Annotated in this window: 22 protein-coding genes; 3 read left to right on the top strand and 19 right to left on the bottom strand. The window is 66.5% G+C overall.

Translation table 11 applies throughout. The features are described from left to right. Positions 1-2: 2 nt before the first annotated feature. The 7 genes from AC6LJ5_RS13595 to AC6LJ5_RS13565 are packed head-to-tail and all read right to left on the bottom strand — an operon-like array spanning position 3 to position 7802. Positions 3-1157 (bottom strand): thiolase family protein, encoded by a 1155-nt coding sequence (locus AC6LJ5_RS13595; RefSeq protein ID WP_103275045.1) that lies wholly within the window; start codon positions 1155-1157, stop codon positions 3-5. After that, complete coding sequence (locus AC6LJ5_RS13590) at positions 1154-3019, bottom strand: AMP-dependent synthetase/ligase (RefSeq protein WP_498140733.1); 1866 nt, start codon at positions 3017-3019, stop codon at positions 1154-1156. The genes AC6LJ5_RS13595 and AC6LJ5_RS13590 overlap by 4 nt, the downstream gene beginning before the upstream one ends. Next, complete coding sequence (locus AC6LJ5_RS13585; RefSeq protein ID WP_392413447.1) at positions 3016-3840, bottom strand: ABC transporter ATP-binding protein; 825 nt, start codon at positions 3838-3840, stop codon at positions 3016-3018. Before AC6LJ5_RS13585 ends, AC6LJ5_RS13590 begins: the two co-directional genes overlap by 4 nt. A gap of 13 nt (positions 3841-3853) precedes the next feature. Then, positions 3854-5032: an ABC transporter substrate-binding protein gene (locus tag AC6LJ5_RS13580; protein ID WP_498140732.1), complete on the bottom strand. Its 1179-nt coding sequence runs from the start codon at positions 5030-5032 to the stop codon at positions 3854-3856. Positions 5033-5085: 53 nt separating this feature from the next. Next, positions 5086-6123, bottom strand: a complete 1038-nt coding sequence (locus tag AC6LJ5_RS13575) for a branched-chain amino acid ABC transporter permease (protein WP_103275049.1) — start codon at positions 6121-6123, stop codon at positions 5086-5088. Positions 6124-6126: 3 nt separating this feature from the next. Continuing rightward, entirely contained in the window at positions 6127-7005 is an 879-nt protein-coding gene (locus tag AC6LJ5_RS13570) for a branched-chain amino acid ABC transporter permease (RefSeq protein ID WP_103275050.1), read from the bottom strand. Beyond that, positions 7005-7802, bottom strand: a complete 798-nt coding sequence (locus AC6LJ5_RS13565; protein WP_369869795.1) for an ABC transporter ATP-binding protein — start codon at positions 7800-7802, stop codon at positions 7005-7007. Before AC6LJ5_RS13565 ends, AC6LJ5_RS13570 begins: the two co-directional genes overlap by 1 nt. 327 nt (positions 7803-8129) lie before the next feature. Here AC6LJ5_RS13565 and AC6LJ5_RS13560 point away from each other — a divergent pair, with 327 nt between their 5' ends. From AC6LJ5_RS13560 to AC6LJ5_RS13550, 3 genes are all read left to right on the top strand, one after another. Beyond that, the gene (locus tag AC6LJ5_RS13560; RefSeq protein WP_498140731.1) at positions 8130-8933 is read left to right on the top strand and encodes an enoyl-CoA hydratase/isomerase family protein; all 804 of its coding nucleotides are present in this window, start codon (positions 8130-8132) and stop codon (positions 8931-8933) included. 205 nt (positions 8934-9138) lie between these two features. After that, a complete protein-coding gene (locus tag AC6LJ5_RS13555) occupies positions 9139-9423 on the top strand; it encodes an antitoxin of toxin-antitoxin stability system (RefSeq protein ID WP_498140730.1) in 285 nt (94 codons plus the stop codon). Continuing rightward, complete coding sequence (locus AC6LJ5_RS13550; protein ID WP_498140729.1) at positions 9420-9707, top strand: type II toxin-antitoxin system RelE/ParE family toxin; 288 nt, start codon at positions 9420-9422, stop codon at positions 9705-9707. The genes AC6LJ5_RS13555 and AC6LJ5_RS13550 overlap by 4 nt, the downstream gene beginning before the upstream one ends. Before the next feature lie 36 nt (positions 9708-9743). On the opposite strand, the gene AC6LJ5_RS13545 is transcribed toward AC6LJ5_RS13550, so the two are convergent. From AC6LJ5_RS13545 to uvrB, 12 genes are all read right to left on the bottom strand, one after another. Continuing rightward, entirely contained in the window at positions 9744-10160 is a 417-nt protein-coding gene (locus AC6LJ5_RS13545) for a DUF4399 domain-containing protein (protein WP_498140728.1), read from the bottom strand. A 176-nt stretch (positions 10161-10336) separates the two neighbouring features. Then, positions 10337-11221 (bottom strand): methylglyoxal synthase, encoded by an 885-nt coding sequence (locus AC6LJ5_RS13540; protein WP_103275056.1) that lies wholly within the window; start codon positions 11219-11221, stop codon positions 10337-10339. 305 nt (positions 11222-11526) lie between these two features. Then, a complete protein-coding gene (gene iscX / locus AC6LJ5_RS13535) occupies positions 11527-11721 on the bottom strand; it encodes a Fe-S cluster assembly protein IscX (RefSeq protein WP_212312617.1) in 195 nt (64 codons plus the stop codon). After that, positions 11721-12062, bottom strand: coding sequence for an ISC system 2Fe-2S type ferredoxin (fdx, locus tag AC6LJ5_RS13530; protein ID WP_103275058.1), 342 nt, complete (start codon positions 12060-12062; stop codon positions 11721-11723). Before fdx ends, iscX begins: the two co-directional genes overlap by 1 nt. Before the next feature lie 9 nt (positions 12063-12071). Next, the gene (gene hscA / locus AC6LJ5_RS13525) at positions 12072-13934 is read right to left on the bottom strand and encodes a Fe-S protein assembly chaperone HscA (protein ID WP_498140727.1); all 1863 of its coding nucleotides are present in this window, start codon (positions 13932-13934) and stop codon (positions 12072-12074) included. Between the two features lie 69 nt (positions 13935-14003). Further along, entirely contained in the window at positions 14004-14516 is a 513-nt protein-coding gene (hscB, locus tag AC6LJ5_RS13520) for a Fe-S protein assembly co-chaperone HscB (RefSeq protein WP_212312614.1), read from the bottom strand. 3 nt (positions 14517-14519) lie between these two features. Further along, positions 14520-14843, bottom strand: coding sequence for an iron-sulfur cluster assembly protein IscA (iscA, locus tag AC6LJ5_RS13515; RefSeq protein WP_103275061.1), 324 nt, complete (start codon positions 14841-14843; stop codon positions 14520-14522). 150 nt (positions 14844-14993) lie between these two features. Further along, the gene (gene iscU, locus AC6LJ5_RS13510; protein ID WP_498140726.1) at positions 14994-15398 is read right to left on the bottom strand and encodes a Fe-S cluster assembly scaffold IscU; all 405 of its coding nucleotides are present in this window, start codon (positions 15396-15398) and stop codon (positions 14994-14996) included. Positions 15399-15431: 33 nt separating this feature from the next. After that, positions 15432-16643 (bottom strand): IscS subfamily cysteine desulfurase, encoded by a 1212-nt coding sequence (locus AC6LJ5_RS13505; RefSeq protein ID WP_103275063.1) that lies wholly within the window; start codon positions 16641-16643, stop codon positions 15432-15434. Positions 16644-16665: 22 nt separating this feature from the next. After that, positions 16666-17205, bottom strand: a complete 540-nt coding sequence (gene iscR / locus AC6LJ5_RS13500) for a Fe-S cluster assembly transcriptional regulator IscR (RefSeq protein WP_103275064.1) — start codon at positions 17203-17205, stop codon at positions 16666-16668. Positions 17206-17393: 188 nt separating this feature from the next. Then, entirely contained in the window at positions 17394-17885 is a 492-nt protein-coding gene (locus AC6LJ5_RS13495; RefSeq protein WP_103275065.1) for a low molecular weight protein-tyrosine-phosphatase, read from the bottom strand. A 259-nt stretch (positions 17886-18144) separates the two neighbouring features. Next, a partial coding sequence (gene uvrB / locus AC6LJ5_RS13490; protein ID WP_498140725.1) for an excinuclease ABC subunit UvrB occupies positions 18145-20194 on the bottom strand: 2050 nt, incomplete at its 5' end.

Below are 20194 nucleotides of genomic sequence, written 5' to 3'. Positions count from 1 at the left end.
CGCTACAGCCGTTCCAGGATGGTGGCCGTGGCCATGCCGTGGCCGATGCACATGAGCTGCATGCCGAACTGTCCGTCGATGGCGCGCAGCCCGGCCAGCATCTTGGCCATCAGGCCCGCGCCGGTCGCGCCCAGCGGATGGCCGTGCGCGATGGCGCCGCCCCAGGGATTGACACGCTCGGGATTGGCGCCTGTGGCGCGCAGCCAGGCCAGCACCACGCTGGCGAAGGCCTCGTTGATCTCGATCCAGTCCAGGTCGCGCAGCGTCAGGCCGGCGCGCGCCAGCGCCCGCTCGGCGGCGGGGATCACGCCCGTCAGCTGCAACACCGGGTCCGAGCCGATCGCCACCCGCGCCTTGAAGCGCGCCAGCGGACGCAGACCGTCGGCCAGCGCGGCGTCCATGTCGGCCAGCAGCACGGCGGCGGCGCCGTCGGACAGCTGGCTGGCATTGGCGGCGGTCACGCCGCCCTGCCCCGGCGGCCGCAGCGCCGGCGCCATCGCCGCCATGCGCGCGGGGTCAGTGTGTTCGCGGATGCCTTCATCGCGCGCCGGCACGCCGGCGGGGGCTGGCAGCAGCTCGTCGTGCAGGCCGGCGCCCGCCGCCGCCCAGGCGCGGGCATGGCTCTGGCGCGCCCAGTCGTCCATCTCGGCGCGCGTCAGCCCCCAATGCTCGGCGATGCGTTCGGCGCTCTCGATCTGGTGCACCAGCGGATAGCGTTGCAGCAATGCGGGATTGAGCGTGTCGAAGCCCCGGAACTCACCCTGGCCCAGCGTCACGTCCAGGAACATGGGCACGCGGCTCATGCTCTCGACGCCGCCGGCGATCACATAGCGCATGTCGCCGGCGGCGATGGCCTGGGCGCCGAAATGCACGGCCTGCTGGCTGGACCCGCACATGCGGTTCAGCGACACGCCCGGCACCGTCTCTGGCAGTCCGGCCAGCATGGCGGCCAGGCGGCCGATGTTGGCGCCCTGCTCGCCCGCCTGGCTGACGCAGCCGGCGATCAGGTCGTCGACCCGCTCGCCGGGCAGCCCGGCCCGCCGCAACAGGCCCGTCACCGCGCTGGCCAGCAAATCGTCTGGCCTCGTATCGGCCCAGACACCGCCGCGCTTGCCGAAAGGCGTGCGCACGGCTTGCACGATCACCGCTTCATTCATGCCGCGTTCTCCTCGGCGTAAAGCGTTTCGATTTCATGCGCGTAAGCGCGATAGATGCTGGCGCGGCGCACCTTCATGGTCGCCGTGACTTCGCCGTCATCATGATCCAGTTCCTTGGTCAGCAGGTGGAAGCGCTTGATCTGCGCCACCGGCGCGAGGCCCTGGTTGGCGCGCGCGATCTCCTGCTCGACCAGCGCGCGCACCTGCGGATGCTCGGCCAGCGAACGGAAGTGCGTGAAGGCGATGCGGCGCGACTCGGCCCACTTGCCGACCGTGTCGAATTCCAGCTGCACCAGCGCCGACACGTACTTGCGTCCGTCAGCGATCACGATGCACTCCTTCACATAGGGACTGCCCTTGACCGCGTTCTCGATCTCGGACGGCGTCAGGTTCTTGCCGCCGGAGGTGATCATGATGTCCTTCATGCGGTCGACGATGCGCACCCGCCCGCCCTGCACCGCCACCACGTCGCCCGTGTGCAGCCAGCCGTCACGCACGGTATCCGCCGTGGCCTGCGGGTTCTTGTAGTAACCCTCGAACACCATGTCGCCGCGCACCTGCAGTTCGCCGGATTCGCCGACGCGCCAGCCCACGCCGGCGATGGGCTCGCCCACGGTGCCCACTTTGACCCGGTCGGGATGCTGGCCGAAGATCATGCCGGAGGACTCGGTCAGGCCATAGACCTCCAGCAGCGGCACGCCGATGTTGCGGAAGTAGCGCACCACGTCCGGCGGAATCGGCGCCGCGCCGGTCATCGCCACCCGCACGCGCCGCAGGCCGATGAAGTTCTGCAAGGCGCGCAGCACCAGCCAGTACCACAGCGCATGGGTCCAACGTTCGCGCCAGCTGTATTGCGCCGACGACTTTTCCAGGAACGGCGCGCAGGCCGTCAGCGCCCGCCGGTACAGCCATTGCTGCAGGCGTCCGGCTTCCTGTATCTTGATGGAAATCGCCGCGTGCAGTTTTTCCCAGATGCGCGGCACGCCCAGGAAGATCGAGGGCGCGACCTCGCGCAGGTCTTCCTGCACGGTGCGGATGGATTCGCCAAAATTCACCTGCGAACCCACGTAGATCGGCACGAAGGTGGACAGCATCTGCTCGGCCACGTGGCACAGCGGCAGATAGGACAGGTGCACGCTGCGCGCGTCCATCTCCAGCCGCTCGGCGATGCCCCAGGCCACGCCGCGCATATTGCGGTAACTCAGCATCGCGCCCTTGGGCTTGCCGGTCGAGCCCGAGGTGTAGATCATCAGCCCGATATCGGCCAGGCGCTGGCCATCCAGCGCCGCATCCAGCGCCCCCTGTTCGAGGTCCTGGCGCCGCTGGCCGTCTTCCTCGACCTGCGCGAAGGTAACGATGCGCGCGCGCTCGGCGACGGCATAGGAACGCAGGCCCTTGGTCTCGATCACGACGATGCGGCGCAGGCCCGGCAGGCGGTCGGCGACCTGCAGCACCTTGTCGACCTGCTCCTGGTCTTCGCACACGACCAGTTCGATGTCGGCATGTTCCAGCACATAGCCCATTTCCTCGGCCGGGCTGGTGGCGTACACGCCCACGGCGACCGCGCCCACCGCGCCCGCGCCCATCTGCGTCAGCAGCCACTCGATGCGGTTCTCGGAGACGATGGCCACGCGCCCGCCCGGCGCCAGGCCCAGCGCGCGCAGCCCCAGGCCGACGCGGCAGGCGCGCCGCCAGTATTCCGCCCAGCTACTGGGCTTCCAGATGCCAAAGTCCTTCTGGCGCAAGGCCAGCCCGTCCGGCTGGCGCCGCGCCTGCTCGCGCAGCATCTGCGGCAGCGTCAGCTCGGGCCAGGCCGGGCGCGCTTCGCCCACCACCGACATGCGGTCGCGCGCGCCGCTCATGACAGCCACCGCTTGCGGCGCTTGTAGTGCTTGATGTCGCGGAAGCCGCGCGTCTCGCCGGCGCCGCCCACGCCCAGGTAGAACTCGCGCACGTCCGGGTCCGCCGCCAGCTTGTCGGCGCTGCCGTCTATCACCACCTTGCCGGTCTCCATGATGTAGCCGTAGTGCGCCACCGCCAACGCCACGGATGCGTTCTGCTCCACCAGCAGCATGGCCACGCCCTGCTCGCGGTTGATGCGCGCGATGATGGAAAAGATGTTCTCGACCAGCATGGGCGACAGGCCCAGCGACGGTTCGTCCAGCAGCATGAGCTTGGGCTGCGCGATCAGCGCCCGGCCGATGGCCAGCATCTGCTGCTCGCCGCCCGACAGATAGCCGGCCAGGCCCTTGCGCCGTTCATGCAGCCGGGGAAAGTAGCCGTACACCAGGTCGAAGTCCGGCTTGGCGTCGCGCCGCCCGGTCAGCGCGTAGGTGGCGGCCACCAGGTTTTCCTCGACGCTCAGGTCCTCGAACACGCGCCGCCCCTCCATCACGTGCGCGAGTCCCGCGCGCACCAGGTTCTGCGGCCGCGCGCCGGCGGTGTCGCCGCCATCGAAAGCGATGCGCCCGGCCACCAGCGCGCCATCCTCCAGGTCCAGCAGCCCTGACACGGCCTTGAGCGTGGTGGACTTGCCCGCGCCGTTGCTGCCCAGCAGCGCCACGATGCCGCCGGCCGGCACGGACAGGGACAGGCCGCGCAGCACCTGCACCGCCTTGTTGTAGACGACTTCGATGTTGTTGATGTCCAGCAGCGCGCGCGGCGCTTCCTGTCCCTCGGTCATGGCCGCGTCCGCCTTACTTGAGCACGATCCAGTCTGAAGCCGGCACCATCTGCTTCTGCTTCACGTCGGCGCGGTAGATCCGGCCCACGGGAATGGAATTGCCCTTCATGCTGATGGGCACGCCGATCAGGCCGCCGGTGTCGAAATCCTTGATGCCGTCCAGCGCCGCCTTCATGTTGGTCGCGCTCAGGTCCTTGCCCGCGTCCAGCGTGCGCTTGGCCGCCTCGGTGAACAGCATGGCGGCCAGGAAGCCCTGCATGTAGCCCGTGCTCTGGTACTGCGGCCGCATTTCGCGGATCTTCTTCAGCATGGGCGCGTCGGCCGCCTGGTCGTAGTAATAGCGGTACGGCATCACGCCCATGAAGCCCTCGGCGTCCTCGCCCATCTGCATCACGGTGGAATTGTCCATGGTCCAGAAGGTGCCCATGTACTGCGTCTTCAGGCCCATGCGCTTGCCCTGCCCGACGAATTCCGGAATCGGCGCCAGCACGTAGCCGTGGAAGATGGTGTAGTCCGGATCGGCGCGGCGCAGCTTGATGACCTCGGTGGACACGTCCACGCTGCCCGGCGGCGTCATGATCTCGGTGACCACCTTCAGGCCCAGCTTCTCGGCCACGGCGCGCGAGCTGGCGATGGGATCGCGGCCGAACTCGGTGTCCGAATACACGAAGGCGACCTTGGCGCCCGGCTTTTCCTTGGCGATGTAGCGCAGCAGGATGCCGAACATCTCGGTATAGTCCGGCCCCAGCATGAACTGGGCCGGATACTTGGCCGGGTCGTTCAACTCGGTGGCGAAGGACGCGCCGGTCATCAGGATGTTGCCCGCGCGGTTGAGTTCGGCGTTGATGGTCTTGGAAAAGCCGGTGGAATCGCCGTAGTAGAAGTTGACCTTGTTCTGGCTGGTGATCTTCTTGAAGGCGGCCACCGAGGCGTCGACCTTGTAGGCGGTGTCTTCCGGCACGTAGCGCAGCTTGCGGCCCTTGATGCCGCCCTGGTCATTGACGATCTTCACATAGTCGGTGATGCCGGCGTGGATGCCCTGGCCGGCGAAGGCGAACACGCCGCTCAGCGGGATCGAGCCGCCCAGCACCAGGTCTTCCTCGGCCTGGGCCGCGGGCGCGACGGCCAGCGCCGCCGCCAGCCCCAAGGGGGCCAGCCATTTCAACAAACCGCCTGTCGGGATGCGCTTCATGGGATGTCTCCTTGTGGTCTGCTTGTAGTCTGCTTGTCTGCGGCGTCCGCGGGCTAGGCGCGGAACGGCCAGAGGTGAAAATAGCGGCGCACACGCCGCCAGATTTCCGCGAGCCCCAGCGGCTCGAAGATCAGGAAGCCCACGATCAGCAGGCCGAACACGATGGTGCGCACGGGCGAGATCAGGCTCAGCGCGTCGCCGCCGACCGGCAGCCAGCCCACCACCAGCTTGAGCATCTCGGGCACCATGGTCATGAAGGCCGCGCCCAGGATGGAGCCCAGGATCGATCCCATGCCGCCCACGATGACGGCGGCCAGGAAGAAGATCGACATGATCAGCGGAAAGCTCTCCGGCGTGACCACGCGGAAGAAGTAGGCCCACAGACCGCCGGCCACGCCCGCGTAGAACGAGGACAGGCCGAAGGACAGCAGCTTGTAGCGCAGCAGCCGGATGCCCAGCACCTCGGCCGAGATGTCGCGGTCGCGGATGGCGATGAAGGCGCGGCCGATGCGCGTGCGGAACAGATTGGCCGCGCCCAGCACCATCAGCGCGGTCAGCGGCACGATCAGCCAGTAGATCCGGAACGAGGTATCCAGGTCGACCCCGAACAGCCGCGCGGGCGGCACCTGCAGGCCGGCGGTGCCGCCGGTGAACGACCCGTTGGCGAAGATGAAGTGCGCGATGAAGGACGCGGCGATCGTGGAGATCGCCAGGTACAGCCCCTTCACCCGCAGCGACGGCACGCCCACCACCAGCCCGCCCAGCATCGCCACCACGCCGGCTGCCAGCAGGTTGAGCAGCGCCGGCGTGCCCAGCCGCTGCTCCAGCACCGCCACCGTGTACGCGCCCAGGCCCATGAAGGCGGCTTGCCCCAGGCTGACCAGCCCGGTGTAGCCGGTCAGGATGTTCAGCCCGGTGGCGCTGGCCACGTTGATGGCCACCAGACAGGCCAGGTACAGCCAGTAGGCGTCGGCAACGAAGGGAAACAGCGCCAGCGCCGCCGCCAGGAACAGCAGCCAGAGCCGCTGCACGCGCGTATCGAACAGCGCCTCGTCCGCCTGGTAGGTCTGCTTCGCGGTCGCGATGCGCATGGTTCAGAGCCTCTCGATTTCACGGGTGCCGAACAGGCCGTAAGGCCGGACCATCAGCACCGCCACCAGCACCAGGAAAGTGGCCAGCAGCTTGTATTCGCCGCCCAGGTAGGCGCCGGCCCAGGCTTCCAGCACGCCGATGAACAGCCCCCCCGCCAACGCGCCGACGACGCTGTCCAGGCCGCCCACGATCACCACCACCAGCACCGACAGGCCGAACACGCCCATCGACGAGGAAATGCCGCCGATGGCGCCGACGATCACGCCCGACACCGCCGCGATCGCGCCCGCCGCCACCCAGGCCAGCGAGAACACGCGCGGCACGTTGATGCCCATGGCGTAGGCCGCGCCCTGGTCGGCAGCAGTGGCGCGCAGGGCCACGCCGCCGCGCCAGTAGCGGAATATCGCCAGCACCACCAGGATCAGCGCCGCCGCCACCCAGAAGCCGTAGAACACCTTGGGCGCCACGAACGCCTCGCCCACCATCACCGGCGAACGCGGCATGAACTCCGGCAGCCGTCGCTGGTCGGCCGTCCAGACCAGCTCGACCACGCCCACCAGGATCGAGGCCAGCCCCACCGTCACCATGAACACCGAGATCGGCGACTCGCCCAGCATCGGACGTATGGTCAGGCGCTCGACCACCGCGCCCAGCAGGCCCGAGGCCGCCACCGCGCCGGCGATGGCCAGCCAGACCGGCCAATCCATGCCGGCGGCGAAGGCATAGAACGCGTAGGCGCCCATCATCAGGAACTCGCCGATGGCGATGTTGACCACGCGGGTCGCCTTGTAGACGATCACGAAGGCCAGCGCCGCCAGCGCGTACAGGCCGCCGCTGCCCAGCCCGGCCAGCGTCACCTCCAGAAAGAACAGCCCGTCCATCAGGCCGCCTCCCGCAGGCGGCGGCGCAGGTCGCCCACGTCGCCCGCGCCCAGGTATGCCTTGATCACCTCGGGATCGGCCTGCACCTGCGCCGGCGCGCCGTCGGCGATCACCTGACCGAAGTTCAGCACCACCACGTGATCGGACAGGTCCATGACCATGCCCATGTCGTGCTCCACCATCAGCACCGTCACGCCCCATTCGGCGCGCGCGTCCAGGATGAAGCGCGCCATGTCCTCGGTCTCTTCACGATTCATGCCGGCCACCGGCTCGTCCAGCATCAACACCTTGGGCCGCATCGCCAGCGCCCGCGCCAGTTCCACGCGCTTGCGCAGGCCGTAGGACAGCGCCGACACCGGCGCGTGGCGGATGTGGTCGATCTCCAGGAAATCGATGATGCGTTCCTCGATCTCGGCGCGCAGCGCCATTTCCTCGCGCCGCGCGCGGCCCAGGTACAGCAGCGCGTCCAGCACGTTGCTGCGCAGGTGCGCGTGACAACCCAGCTTGATGTTGTCCAGCACGGTCATGCCGCGGAACAGCGAGATGTTCTGGAAACTGCGAGCCAGTCCCAGCCTGGCGCGCTCGGGCGCCGGCTTGCGCGTGATATCGGCGCCCTGGAAACGGATCTGGCCCGAGGCGGGATGGTAGAAGCCGGAGATGGTGTTGAACAGCGAGGTCTTGCCGGCGCCGTTGGGTCCGATCACGGTGGTGATGGAGCCGGGCTGCACGCGAAAACCCACGCCGGTCAGCGCCTTGATACCGCCGAACGCCAGCGTGATCCCGTCCACCTCCAGCAAGGGGGCGCTGTCGGATTGATCCACCTGTAGTCTCCTCGCAGGGACGCGAAGTCCGCTTCTTGTCGAGCCGGCAGGCCGGCGCGCGAGGCGACGGCCCTTCGGTATCCAGCAAGCACTGGCGACAACCCGCGAGGCAGGCGATGCAACGAACCTGTCTTAACCTACGCCAATACAGCGCCGGAAAATCGTTCTATGCGTTACGCTAGCTTGGCGTGACAACAAACCAAGCAAGCGCTCGGTCCAGAACATAGCATCGCGGTTTTTGAACAAGTAGCTGGTATTTACCCGGTATCCGTCCCAGCCCGCGCCCTACCCCGGAGACTCGCCATGAACACCGGTCTGCCCGCCTTCCGCACGCTCATCCTCCAAACCGGCGGCGCCGCCGCCACGCTGACGCTGAACCGGCCCGACGCGCTCAACGCCATCGACGTGGCCATGGCCGAAGACCTGCAGCGCGCCGCCCAGTGGCTGGAAACCCGCGCCGACATTCGCGTGGTCACGCTGCAGGGCGCGGGCAACGCGTTCTGTGCGGGCGGCGACATCTCGATGTTCGAAGGCGCGGCCTGCGCGGTGCGCGCGTCGCTCATGGACCTGTTCACGCCACTCAACGATTTCCTCGTGCGCGTCGCGCGCATGGACAAGGTCTGGCTGGCGCAGGTGCATGGCATCGCCGCGGGCGCCGGTCTGTCGCTGACGCTGGCCTGCGACCTCGCGATCGCCGAGGCCGGCACGCGCTTCATGACGGCGTATCTCAAGCTGGGCGCCACGCCCGATGCCGGCATGACGCACGGTCTGATGCGCACAGTGGGACCAAAGCGGGCGCTGGACCTGCTGCTGCGGCACGATCCGTTCAGCGCCGAGGAAGCGCTGTCCTGGGGCCTGGTCACCCGAGTAGCACCGACCGGTCAGCTGCGCGAACAGGCGGCGGCCTACGCGGGCGCCATCGCCGCCCATGCGCCGCACGGCATCGCCGGCGCCAAGCGGCTGCTGCGCACGGCGGCGCAGGCCACGCTGGAAACCCAGCTCAGTGAAGAAACCGCCTGCTTTCTGCAAAGCGCGACGCGGGCAGATTTCGCCGAGGGCGTGGCGGCGTTCCGCGCAAGGCGGCCGCCGCGGTTCACGGGGGCTTGAGGCTGGCTGCCGCAGGATGGACGGCCTGCGGGCAGCACGCTAGCGTGCTTTGGCGCGGGCCTTGCCTAGCCCCATCGGCAAGCGTCTCGGAGAGCCGCAAGACGCGATGGTTTGCACGTCTTGCCATCGGTCCTGCATTCATCGCAAGTCGTACATGCCGAGCCTGTACCGCCCATACTCCCCTTGGTAAAAAAAGGACTCCCACATGCCTGAAGAGACCATTTTCACCATGACCCTGGAACCCGCTCTGCACGCCGCATTCCTGGCACAGGCCGCCGCCGAGAATCGGCCCGCGTCCCAGATCGTCAGCGAACTAATGCGCGACTATGTCGCCCAGCATCAGCCGGCTCGCGACCATGACGACTACCGACGCGGCAAGATCGACGCCGCACGCGCCTCCATGCGCGCCGGCCTGGGCCGCCCGAACGACGAGGTCGAAGCCGTCTACGCCGCCAGACGTATACGAACCGCCCCGGAAGACAAGGCGTGACCGTCGTCTGGACGCCGCAAGCCGAACAGGATCGCTCTGATATCTGGGATTACATCGCCGCCGACAGCGCCGCAGCCGCGGCGCGTGTGGACCAGCTTTTCAGCCTGGCTGCCGCCAAGCTCGCCACACACCCGCGCATCGGCAAGCCTGCAGACGTTCCCGGCGTGCGCGAACTCGTTCCGCATGAACGGTATCGGCTGGCCTATGAAATCGCGCCGGACGGCACGGTATGGATCCTGGCCTTGACCCACACGGCACGTAGATGGCCGCCGCTGCACAGATGACGTGGCAGCAGGCGGCCCCAGCCTTGCAAAATAGGACTACTTCACCGTCACCGAGATCGTGCTGCTCAGGTCCGGCCCATAAGAGCGATGCGCGCCGTCGGCGAACTGCATGGTCAGCGTGTGCTTGCCCGGCGCGAGCTTGAGCTCGGTTTCGGTCTGGCCCTTGCCAAAGTGGATGTGCGTGTCGTCCGTCGGCACGACCTCGCCCTTGGGCACGGGCTTGCCGTCAACGATCAGGTGGTGGTGCCCGGAACCGGCGCTCATGTCGCCGGCCGGTTTGACGGCCAGGCCGTCCACGCCGAACTTCACCTTCACCGGGCTAGCCACCGTGGCCCCGTCCTTGGGTTCGACAAAATACACCTTGTCGGCCGCCTTGGCTGCCAGACTCGCGCTCAACAAGACCGCGCCAGCCAAGCCGGCGCAAATGCGGGCAAACGATACTGCTTGCATCATGGCATCCTCCTTGCGTTGAACAAGATGGCCCGGCCATTGGTGGCCTGCGGCCGAGTGGACGCGGCGCATCGCGCCGCACTCGCGCCCTATTCTCGCAGAAGCCCGCCGCCGCAAGCGTGACACTTTGCTGCGACGCAGCCCGGCTCCGCTGCCTGCCGCCGATTCACCCTGCGGTCTCAGGCTCCGCGCTTTTCCACCGCCTGCGCCCAGCGGCGCGCCACCGACGGCGAGGTCGCGCAGGTCGCGGACTCCGTGACCACGCGCACCGCGCGCTCCAGCAACTGGATATCCGCCTCGTGCTGGCGCGCCACGTGGGGATCCTCGAAGAAGATCACGCGCTGGCATTGGTGTTCCAGCACCAGTTCGGCGATTTGCGCGTCGCCGCCCAGCGGCCCGCTCAGGTAGCGATGTACCCAGGGCTTGTCCTTGGGCCAGCCTCGCGACCAGGCCAGGTCATTGAGCCGGCCGCCCGTCGTGCCGGTGGCCACGCGCCGCGCGAAACGGGACAGCACGTCGAAATGCTCGCTGGCGAAGGCCACCATCTCATCCTTGAGCGCATCGTGGGCGATCAGGGCCAGCGTCTGGCCCTCGTAATCGAACATGCGGGACAGCGACGCGTCCGGCGTCAGGCCCGCATGCACGCGCTCGACCTCCATCCATTCGATGGCGCCGGCCAGCGTCGAGATGAACGGACGGCCGTGCGTGATGCACTGCCGCTTGAGCGCCAGCGCCTCGGGAAAAATCGAGGAAGGATCGACCGGATCGATCAAGTAGATGGCGCCGTCGAACGGCGCCTGGCCGTCTCGACCTTCGGTGACGCGCGCCACCAGTTTCATCAGCCCGCCCTCGCGGCCATAGGGATAGCGGATCAATCCGCTGTAGCCCTGCAACATGCCCTCGCGCACGATGGCGTCGTGCGTGCGACCCACGGTGTGCAGCTGCACGCCCAGTTCACGGATGGTGGCGGAACTGGCGCGCAACCAAGTGAACAGCGCGGCATCGGGGGTTTCATGGTGCAGCCGGTTGGCGGCCAATCCAAAACGCAGTTGGGCAGCGGGCATCGATGAACTCGGTCGAATGGACTCGGTGAATGGCCTCGGCCTGACAGACCTGATCGAACAAACTCGGGCCGACAGACTCGTTCGGAAAGCGTCAGCGGGACGCTGGGGCGCCAAACGCGCTGACGAAGCCTTGATGATACCGTGAGGCCCCGCCCACGTGACGTGCCGCGCGGCAATATCGCCGCGCGGCAGCCCGAACCCGGCATCATCGACGGCCCGAAGCGCGTCCGGTCCCTGATTGCGGGATCCGGAATGTCCGCCGCAATGCAAAACGCTCCCGTCAGGGAGCGTCTTCAGCCAGCGGTTCAGTCCGCTTCGTCGATCCAGGCCATCTGGATGGCTTCAAGGATCTTCTCGCCGCTATGGGCGGGATCGTCATTGAACCCCGGCAAGGCCAGCACCCACTCGCGCAGCTGGGTGAAACGCAGCGTCTTGGGGTCCACGTCGGGATGCGCGTCGTAGAGCGCGGCGGCGATCTCGTAGGTGTCGGTCCACTTCATCAATGGCCCTCTTTGGCATGGTTGATCGTGTACTTGGGGATCTCGACCGTCAGGTCGGCGTCGGCGACGCAGGCCTGGCACGACAGGCGAGAGGTCGGCGTCAGGCCCCAGGCCTTGTCCAGCAGGTCTTCCTCGTCATCCGTCGCGTCTTCCAGCGAGGAATAGCCCTCCTTGACCACCACATGACAGGTCGTGCAGGCGCAGGACAGTTCGCAGGCGTGCTCGATGTCGATGTGATTGTCCAACAGGATGCGGCAGATCGACACGCCCTTGGGCGCGTCTTCGATCACCGCGCCTTCGGGGCAGTATTCGGGGTGAGGCAGTACAGTCAGTTTCGGCATAGCTTGTTATCAGGCGATCTCGTCAAGTTTGCGGCCGGCCAGCGCCGCACGGATGCTGCGGTCCATGCGCCGCGCGGCGAATTCGTCGGTCGCGGCCGACAACGCCTCGACGGCGGCCTTGACCGCGTCCACGTCCAACAGCTCCTGCGCGCCGGCGGCGGCGCTCAGGCAATCGTCCACACGCTTGCGCTCGTCGGCGTCCAGCAGATCGCCATCGGCGGCCAGCGCGGCCTGCACCGACTCCACCAGTTGGCGCGCCTCGACCTGCTGCTCGCGCAGCATGCGCGCGCGCGCGTCGGAATCGGCCTGCGCCACGCTGTCGGCCAGCATCCGGGCGATCTCGTCGTCGCTCAGGCCATACGAAGGCTTGACCGAGACGGCTGCCTCGACCCCGCTGCTCTGCTCGCGCGCGGTCACGCTCAACAGGCCATCGGCATCCACCTGGAAAGTCACGCGGATGCGCGCCGCGCCCGCCACCATGGACGGAATGCCGCGCAGCTCGAAGCGGGCCAGCGAGCGGGAATCGCTCACCAGGTCGCGCTCGCCCTGCACCACGTGAATGCTCATGGCGGTCTGGCCGTCCTTGAACGTGGTGAATTCCTGGGCGCGCGCCACGGGTATCGTGCTGTTGCGCGGAATCACGCGCTCCACCAGGCCGCCCATGGTTTCGAGGCCGAGCGACAGCGGGATCACATCCAGCAGCAGCCAGTCTTCGCCCGGCGCCCGGTTGCCGGCCAGCAGGTTCGCCTGCAGCGCGGCGCCCAGCGCGACCACCTGATCGGGATCCAGGTCGGTCAGCGGCGTCGTGCCGAACATCTCGCCCACGGCCGCGCGGATCACGGGCATGCGCGTGGCCCCGCCCACCATCACCACGCCGCGCACGTCGGCGGGACGCAACTCGGCATCGCGCAAGGCGCGGCGCGCGCAATCCAGCGTGCGCAGCACCAAGGGTTGGGCCAGCGATTCGAATTGCTGCCGGCTGAGCGCGAAGTCCAGCTCGCGGCCATCCGACAAGGTCAGGCGCAGACGCGCATCGTCGGCGTCGGACAGCGCTTCACGCGCCGCACGCGCCGCCACCAGCAGCGCGCGGCGGTCGGCCGGCGGCAGTTCGGCGGAACCCAGGCCGCTCGCGGCGTGGTCGGCGATCAGCGCATCGAAGTCATCGCCGCCCAGGGCCGTGTCGCCGCCGGTGGAGATCACTTCGAACACGCCTTGCGTCAGGCGCAGGATGGACACGTCGAACGTGCCGCCCCCCAGGTCGTAGACCGCATACACGCCTTCGGCGGCGTTATCCAGGCCATAGGCGATGGCCGCGGCAGTGGGTTCGTTCAGCAGGCGCAGCACGTTCAGGCCGGCCAGTTTGGCGGCGTCACGCGTCGCCTGGCGCTGCGCGTCGTCGAAATAGGCGGGCACCGTGATCACGGCGCCGACCAGGTCGTCGCCAAGGACATCCTCGGCGCGCTGGCGCAGCACGGCCAGGATCTGGGCGGACACTTCCACCGGACTCAGGTCGCCCTGCACCGTGCGGATGCGCACCATGCCGGGCGCGTCCACGAATTCATACGGCGCGCGCGAGGCCCGCGCCTCTTCCAGCGTACGGCCCATGTAGCGCTTGACCGACACCACGGTGTTCAACGGGTCCAGCGCCTGCTCGGCCAGCGGCTCGCGACCGGTCGTGACCCGACCGCCGGGGAAATAGCGCACCGCCGAAGGCAGCAGCGCATGGCCTTGCTCGTCGCGCAGGACTTCGGCCACGCTGCTGCGCACGGCGGCGACCAGCGAATTGGTGGTGCCAAGGTCGATGCCCACCGCCAGTTTGCGCTGGTGCGGCGCGGGCGATTCGCCAGGCTCGGAAATCTGCAATAAAGCCATGATTGTGTTTTTCTGCTCAGTGGGCGCAGCCCGGCCGCAAGTTCGGTGGCGGCCGTCCGGCGCCCTGGACTATTCCGCCGGTTGCGCGTGGGCCAGCTCCTGCGCCAGCTTCTCCACGAACATCCATTCCCGCACTTTCTGCCCCGCTGCCGCGTAGTCCTTGTCCACGTCCAGCAGTTGCGCCAGGCGCGCTCGCATCTGTCCGCGCGCCTCCTGCAGCTCTGCTTGCAGCGATGCCAGCGCAGCGGCATCGCCGCGCGCATCGTCCAGCGCTTCGCGCCAGCTCATCTGCTGCATCAGGAACGCCGGATCCATGGACGTGTTGCTCTCGGTCTGCAGGTCCACGCCTGCCTGTTCGCACAGATAGCGCGCCCGCAGCATCGGATCCCGCAGTTGGCGATAGGCCTCGTTGGCTCGCGCCGCCCATTGCATCGCCACCCGGCGCTCGGCCGGACTGGCGGTGGCATAGCGGTCTGGGTGCACCTGCGCGGCCACGGTGCGCCACGCCGATTCCAGCATTTGCGTATCGAGGTCGAAGCGCGCCGGCAAGCCGAACAGGCTGAAGTGATCGTCTCCAGCCAAGACTTACACCGTGAACGACTCGCCGCAGCCGCAGGTCGCCTTCTCGTTGGGGTTGCGGAACTTGAAGCCTTCGTTCAGGCCTTCGCGTGCGTAGTCAAGCTCAGTGCCGTCCAGATAGGCAAGGCTCTTGGGATCGACGTAGACATTCACGCCGAAGCTCTCGAAGACCATGTCCTCGGGCGCTGCCTCGTCCACGTATTCCAGCTTGTACGCCATGCCGGAGCAGCCCGTGGTCCTAACGCCGAGCCGCAAGCCGATGCCCTTGCCGCGCTTTTGCAAGTAGCGGCCGATGTGATTGGCTGCCTTCTGGGTCAAGGTAACGGACATATTATTCTTCCAGGGTGCCGACGCACCACCCGCCACGCATGAAACCGATATCGCTCCATCGCGATGCCACGGATCCGGCTCCGCCGGTCCGCCGGCATGCCCCCTTGAGGGGGAAGCGCGCAGCGCTTCGGGGGTGGGCCATATTCATTTTCAGTTCGCCGCCGCCTCGGCCGGAACCGAGTGCTTTTCCTTGTAGTTCTGCACCGCGGCCTTGATCGCGTCTTCGGCCAGGATGGAACAGTGGACCTTCACGGGCGGCAGCGCCAGTTCCTCGGCGATCTGCGTGTTGCGGATCGTCAGCGCTTCGTCCAGCGTCTTGCCCTTGACCCATTCGGTCACGAGCGAGCTGGAGGCGATGGCCGAGCCGCAGCCGTAGGTCTTGAAGCGCGCATCTTCGATCACGCCCGATTCGTTGACCTTGATCTGCAGCTTCATGACGTCGCCACAGGCGGGAGCGCCGACCATGCCGGTGCCGACGGAGTCGTCCGACTTGTCGAACGAACCGACGTTGCGCGGGTTTTCGTAGTGGTCCAGGACCTTAGTGCTGTAAGACATATTGATTCTCCACGTATTTCAAGGCGCGGGCGCTTAATGCGCAGCCCACTGCACGGTATTCAGGTCGATGCCTTCCTTGGCCATTTCCCAAAGCGGCGACATGTCGCGCAGCTTGCCCACGCGGCTCTTGAGCAGTTCGACCGCGTAGTCGATTTCCTGCTCGGTGGTGAAGCGGCCCAGCGTGAAACGGATCGAGCTGTGCGCCAGCTCGTCGTTGCGGCCCAGGGCGCGCAGCACGTAGGAAGGTTCCAGGCTGGCCGAGGTGCAGGCCGAGCCGCTGGAGACGGCCAGTTCCTTGATCGCCATGATCAGGGACTCGCCTTCGACATAGTTGAAGCTGACATTCAGGTTGTGCGGCACGCGCTGGTCCATGTCGCCATTCAGGTAGACCTCTTCGATCTGCGACAGGCCGGCCCACAGACGATCGCGCAACATGCGAATGCGCTCGTTTTCGGTGCCCATTTCCTCGCGCGCCAGGCGGAAGGCTTCGCCCATGCCGACGATCTGGTGGGTGGCCAGCGTGCCCGAGCGGAAACCACGCTCGTGGCCGCCGCCGTGCATCTGCGCTTCGATGCGCACGCGCGGCTTGCGACGCACGTACAGCGCGCCGATGCCCTTGGGGCCGTAGGTCTTGTGAGCCGAGAACGACATCAGGTCGACCTTGAGCTTCTGCAGGTCGATTTCGACCTTGCCGGTCGCCTGCGCGGCGTCCACATGGAAGATGATGCCCTTTTCGCGGCAGATTTCGCCCAGCGTTTCCACGTCCTGGATCACGCCGATTTCGTTGTTCACCATCATGATCGAGACCAGCACGGTGTCAGGGCGCAGCGCGGCCTTGAACACGTCCAGGTCGATCAGGCCGTTTTCCTTGACGTCCAGGTAGGTCACCTCGAAGCCCTGGCGTTCCAGCTCGCGACAGGTGTCCAGCACGGCCTTGTGCTCGGTCTTGACGGTGATGATGTGCTTGCCGCGTTCGGCGTAGAAGTTGGCGGCGCCCTTGATGGCAAGGTTGTCGGACTCGGTCGCGCCGGAGGTCCAGACGATTTCGCGCGGATCGGCGTTCACCAGCTTGGCGACTTCCTCGCGGGCGCGCTCGACGGCGTCCTCGGACTCCCAGCCGAAGGCATGGCTGCGCGAGGCCGGGTTGCCGAAGTTCTCGTACAGCCAGGGAACCATCTTGTCGACGACGCGGGGATCGACCGGCGTGGTGGCCGAGTAGTCCAGATAGATCGGGCGGGTGGTCATTTCTACAAACTCCTGATGCTGCTTATGCGGTGGCGTTGGCGGCGACGGTCGTGGTCGGGGCGTTGGCGGCGTTCGCGCCACCCACCCGGTTCACACGCACGGCGCAGGCCTGTGCCTGATTATTGGCTTCCTGCAATTGGCGCACACGCTGCTGATCCACGAGATCCTGCAGGGACACCGAATCCAGGTAATCGACCATCTTGCGGTTCAACGTGGCCCAGAGTTCGTGCGTCATGCACTTGCCCGGCTTGCCGTCGTTGCCGCTGGTACAGTCGCGCTTGCCACCACAGCTGGTGGCATCCAGCGGCTCGTCCACGGCGAAGATGATGTCGGCAACGGTCACGTTGCGCGCCAGGCGGGCGAGCGAATAACCGCCGCCGGGGCCGCGCACGCTATCCACGAGTTCGTGGCGGCGCAGCTTTCCGAACAGCTGTTCCAGGTAGGAAAGCGAAATATTCTGGCGCTGGCTGATGGCCGCGAGAGTGACCGGACCGCTATGCTGCCGCATAGCCAGATCGATCATGGCAGTCACGGCGAAACGCCCTTTGGTAGTTAACCGCATGGTGGGTTCCCTGTGAATCGGCCATGGCCGCCAGAGAATCCAACGGCCAATACCCGAGTAATTGGCTCAAGTATAACAAATTCCCGACTAAATTGGTATGGCTCGTAACCAGAAAAAACCGCGCTGACGCGCGGTTGATTCACTGCCAATTCAGCCCAGGCCGGCTATCGCCGACCCGAACCAGGGGCTCAGGCCGCCTGGTATTGAGTGGCGCGCTTGCGGACCAGTTCGAGCACGCCCTGACAGGCGTCTTCCAGGTAGTCCAGCACCTTGCCGAAACCGTCGGCGCCGCCGTAGTAAGGATCAGGCACGGTGGCTTCTTCGAACTCATTGGCGAAGCGCATCAGCAGCATCAGCTTGTGCTGATAGGCCTTCGGGCACTGCTGCTGCATGGCGGACAGATTGTCCCAGTCCATGGCGAGGATGAGATCGAATTCACGGAAATCTTCCGCGGTGACCTGACGCGCCTCGCAGTGCGTGATCTCGTAGCCGCGCTTGCGCGCCGCGGCCTGCGCCCGGGCGTCAGGCGCCTCGCCGATGTGAAACGCGTGCGTGCCGGCGGAATCGATGCGAACCACGTCGCCCAAACCCGCGTCGTTCACCAAATGGCGAAACACGCCCTCTGCGCTCGGCGAGCGACAGATATTGCCCATGCAAACGAAAAGTACCTTGGTCATCATGCTGGCAAGTGTGCGGGAAAACCCGCGATAAGGCAAGCTTTTTTTGCATCCAAAAGGGGGGAGCAGGACAAAATGCCGTATCAAAAATTTACTTTTAAATCAATGAATTGGAATGAAAAATCCAGACCTTCCCCAAGCTTGTCCGGGAAAAATCTGCGCAAAATTTGAACGCCCGATTGCGCTGCGCCAGAACAACATTTTTCAGCTTTTCGTCAGCGACCCGAGAGGCAGATGGGCGGCCCGCCAAGCCGCCCTCGCCTCACACCGCGCCGTCCAGCAGGACGCGCTGCTTCAATGCCGTCAGGGTGTCGCGGGCGGCGGCAGCCTGTTCGAACTCCAGATTCCGGGCGTGGTCCATCATCAGCTTTTCCAGGCGTTTGATCTCGCGCGCCAGCGCCTTTTCGTCGTTCAGGAATTCCGCGGGAACCGACGCTTCCAGCGCATCGTGCTGGACCGGCGCCACGATGCCGTCGATCAGCTCGCGCACCGCCTTGCTGACGCCACGCGCCGTGATGCCGTGGTCCGCGTTGAACTGCAGCTGCTTGACACGCCGCCGCTCCGTTTCCTGCATGGCCCGCTGCATCGAATCCGTGATGCGGTCGGCATAAAGGATCGCGTGCCCGTTGAGGTTGCGCGCGGCGCGCCCGATGGTCTGGATCAGGCTGCGCTCCGAGCGCAGGAAGCCTTCCTTGTCGGCATCCAGGATCGCTACGAGCGAAACCTCGGGAATGTCCAGGCCCTCGCGCAGCAGGTTGATCCCGACCAGCACGTCGAACGTGCCCAACCGCAGGTCACGGATGATTTCCACGCGTTCGACGGTATCGATATCGGAATGCAGATAACGCACGCGGATGCCGTGCTCGCCCAGGAAGTCGGTCAGATCCTCGGCCATGCGCTTGGTGAGCGTGGTCACCAGCACGCGCTCCGACACCGCCACCCTGGCCTTGATCTGGCCCAGCAGGTCGTCGACCTGGGTGCGCGCCGGCAGCACCTGCACCTCCGGATCCACCAGACCCGTGGGACGCACCACCTGCTCCACCACGTTGTCCGTATGCTCGCGCTCATAGGCAGCCGGCGTGGCGGACACGAACACGCACTGGCGCATGCGCGCTTCAAATTCCTCCAGCTTCAGCGGCCTGTTATCCAGCGCCGAAGGCAGGCGGAATCCATATTGGACCAGCGTTTCCTTGCGCGACCGGTCGCCGCGATACATGGCGCTCAACTGCCCGATGGTGACGTGGCTTTCATCGATGAACATCAGCGCATCGCTGGGCAGATAGTCGATCAATGTGGGCGGCGGCTCGCCTGGCGCCGCACCCGATAGATGCCGCGAATAGTTTTCGATGCCCTTGCAGAAGCCCAGCTCCTGCAGCATTTCCAGATCGAAGCGGGTGCGCTGCTCCAGCCGCTGCGCCTCGACCAGATGGCCGTCGTCGACATAGCGTTTGACGCGCTCGCGCAGCTCTTCCTTGATCGTCTCGATGGCGCGCAGGACGGTATCGCGCGGCGTTACGTAGTGCGAACCCGGGTACACCGTGAAGCGGGGCAGCTTCTGGCGGATGCGGCCGGTCAGCGGGTCGAACAGCTCCAGGCTCTCGATCTCGTCGTCGAACAGTGTCAACCGCAGCGCCAGCTCGGCGCTTTCGGCCGGAAAGATGTCGATCGTCTCGCCACGCACGCGGAACACGCCGCGCGTGAACTCGGCGTCATTGCGGGTGTACTGCATGGCGACCAGCCGCGCCAGGATCTCGCGCCTGGAAATCCGGTCGCCCGAGCGCAGGATCAGCACCATGGCGTGGTAGTCGCCGGGATTGCCGATACCGTAGATGCAGGACACCGTGCCCACGATCACAGTGTCGCGGCGCTCCAGCAGGCTCTTGGTGGCCGACAGCCGCATCTGCTCGATGTGCTCGTTGATGGACGAGTCCTTCTCGATGAACAGATCGCGCGTCGGCACGTAGGCCTCGGGCTGGTAATAGTCATAGTACGAGACGAAGTACTCGACCGCGTTCTTCGGGAAGAATTCGCGCATTTCGGCGTACAACTGCGCAGCCAGCGTCTTGTTGGGCGCCAACACCAGGGCCGGACGGCCGAGACGGGCGATCACGTTGGCCATGGTGTAGGTCTTGCCCGACCCGGTGACACCCAGCAGCGTCTGGTACATCAGGCCGTCTTCCATGCCCTGGACCAGGCTGTCGATGGCCGTCGGCTGGTCGCCCGCCGGCGGATACGGCTGGTACAGCTGGAATGGACTGCCCGGATACTCGACAAAGCCCGGGGCAGCGCCCGGAACGGTGGTGTCCCCCCCC

It is taken from the genome of Achromobacter sp. 1011791174 (assembly GCF_059760925.1).
This window is presented reverse-complemented; position numbering and strand designations above follow the sequence as displayed.

Excerpts from the sequence above, each read along its gene's own strand:
- AC6LJ5_RS13505 (WP_103275063.1), bottom strand. The coding sequence starts at position 16,643 with ATGACCACCCGCCCGATCTATCTGGACTACTCGGCCACCACGCCGGTC.
- AC6LJ5_RS13570 (WP_103275050.1), bottom strand. The coding sequence starts at position 7,005 with ATGGACGGGCTGTTCTTTCTGGAGGTGACGCTGGCCGGGCTGGGCAGC.
- hscA (WP_498140727.1), bottom strand. The coding sequence starts at position 13,934 with ATGGCTTTATTGCAGATTTCCGAGCCTGGCGAATCGCCCGCGCCGCAC.
- iscX (WP_212312617.1), bottom strand. The coding sequence starts at position 11,721 with ATGAAGTGGACCGACACCTACGAGATCGCCGCCGCGCTCTACGACGCG.
- iscA (WP_103275061.1), bottom strand. The coding sequence starts at position 14,843 with ATGTCCGTTACCTTGACCCAGAAGGCAGCCAATCACATCGGCCGCTAC.
- AC6LJ5_RS13540 (WP_103275056.1), bottom strand. The coding sequence starts at position 11,221 with ATGCCCGCTGCCCAACTGCGTTTTGGATTGGCCGCCAACCGGCTGCAC.
- AC6LJ5_RS13590 (WP_498140733.1), bottom strand. The coding sequence starts at position 3,019 with ATGAGCGGCGCGCGCGACCGCATGTCGGTGGTGGGCGAAGCGCGCCCG.
- iscR (WP_103275064.1), bottom strand. The coding sequence starts at position 17,205 with ATGCGGTTAACTACCAAAGGGCGTTTCGCCGTGACTGCCATGATCGAT.
- iscU (WP_498140726.1), bottom strand. The coding sequence starts at position 15,398 with ATGTCTTACAGCACTAAGGTCCTGGACCACTACGAAAACCCGCGCAAC.
- AC6LJ5_RS13545 (WP_498140728.1), bottom strand. The coding sequence starts at position 10,160 with ATGATGCAAGCAGTATCGTTTGCCCGCATTTGCGCCGGCTTGGCTGGC.
- AC6LJ5_RS13585 (WP_392413447.1), bottom strand. The coding sequence starts at position 3,840 with ATGACCGAGGGACAGGAAGCGCCGCGCGCGCTGCTGGACATCAACAAC.
- fdx (WP_103275058.1), bottom strand. The coding sequence starts at position 12,062 with ATGCCGAAACTGACTGTACTGCCTCACCCCGAATACTGCCCCGAAGGC.
- AC6LJ5_RS13595 (WP_103275045.1), bottom strand. The coding sequence starts at position 1,157 with ATGAATGAAGCGGTGATCGTGCAAGCCGTGCGCACGCCTTTCGGCAAG.
- AC6LJ5_RS13560 (WP_498140731.1), top strand. The coding sequence starts at position 8,130 with ATGAACACCGGTCTGCCCGCCTTCCGCACGCTCATCCTCCAAACCGGC.
- AC6LJ5_RS13495 (WP_103275065.1), bottom strand. The coding sequence starts at position 17,885 with ATGATGACCAAGGTACTTTTCGTTTGCATGGGCAATATCTGTCGCTCG.
- AC6LJ5_RS13555 (WP_498140730.1), top strand. The coding sequence starts at position 9,139 with ATGCCTGAAGAGACCATTTTCACCATGACCCTGGAACCCGCTCTGCAC.
- AC6LJ5_RS13575 (WP_103275049.1), bottom strand. The coding sequence starts at position 6,123 with ATGCGCATCGCGACCGCGAAGCAGACCTACCAGGCGGACGAGGCGCTG.
- AC6LJ5_RS13580 (WP_498140732.1), bottom strand. The coding sequence starts at position 5,032 with ATGAAGCGCATCCCGACAGGCGGTTTGTTGAAATGGCTGGCCCCCTTG.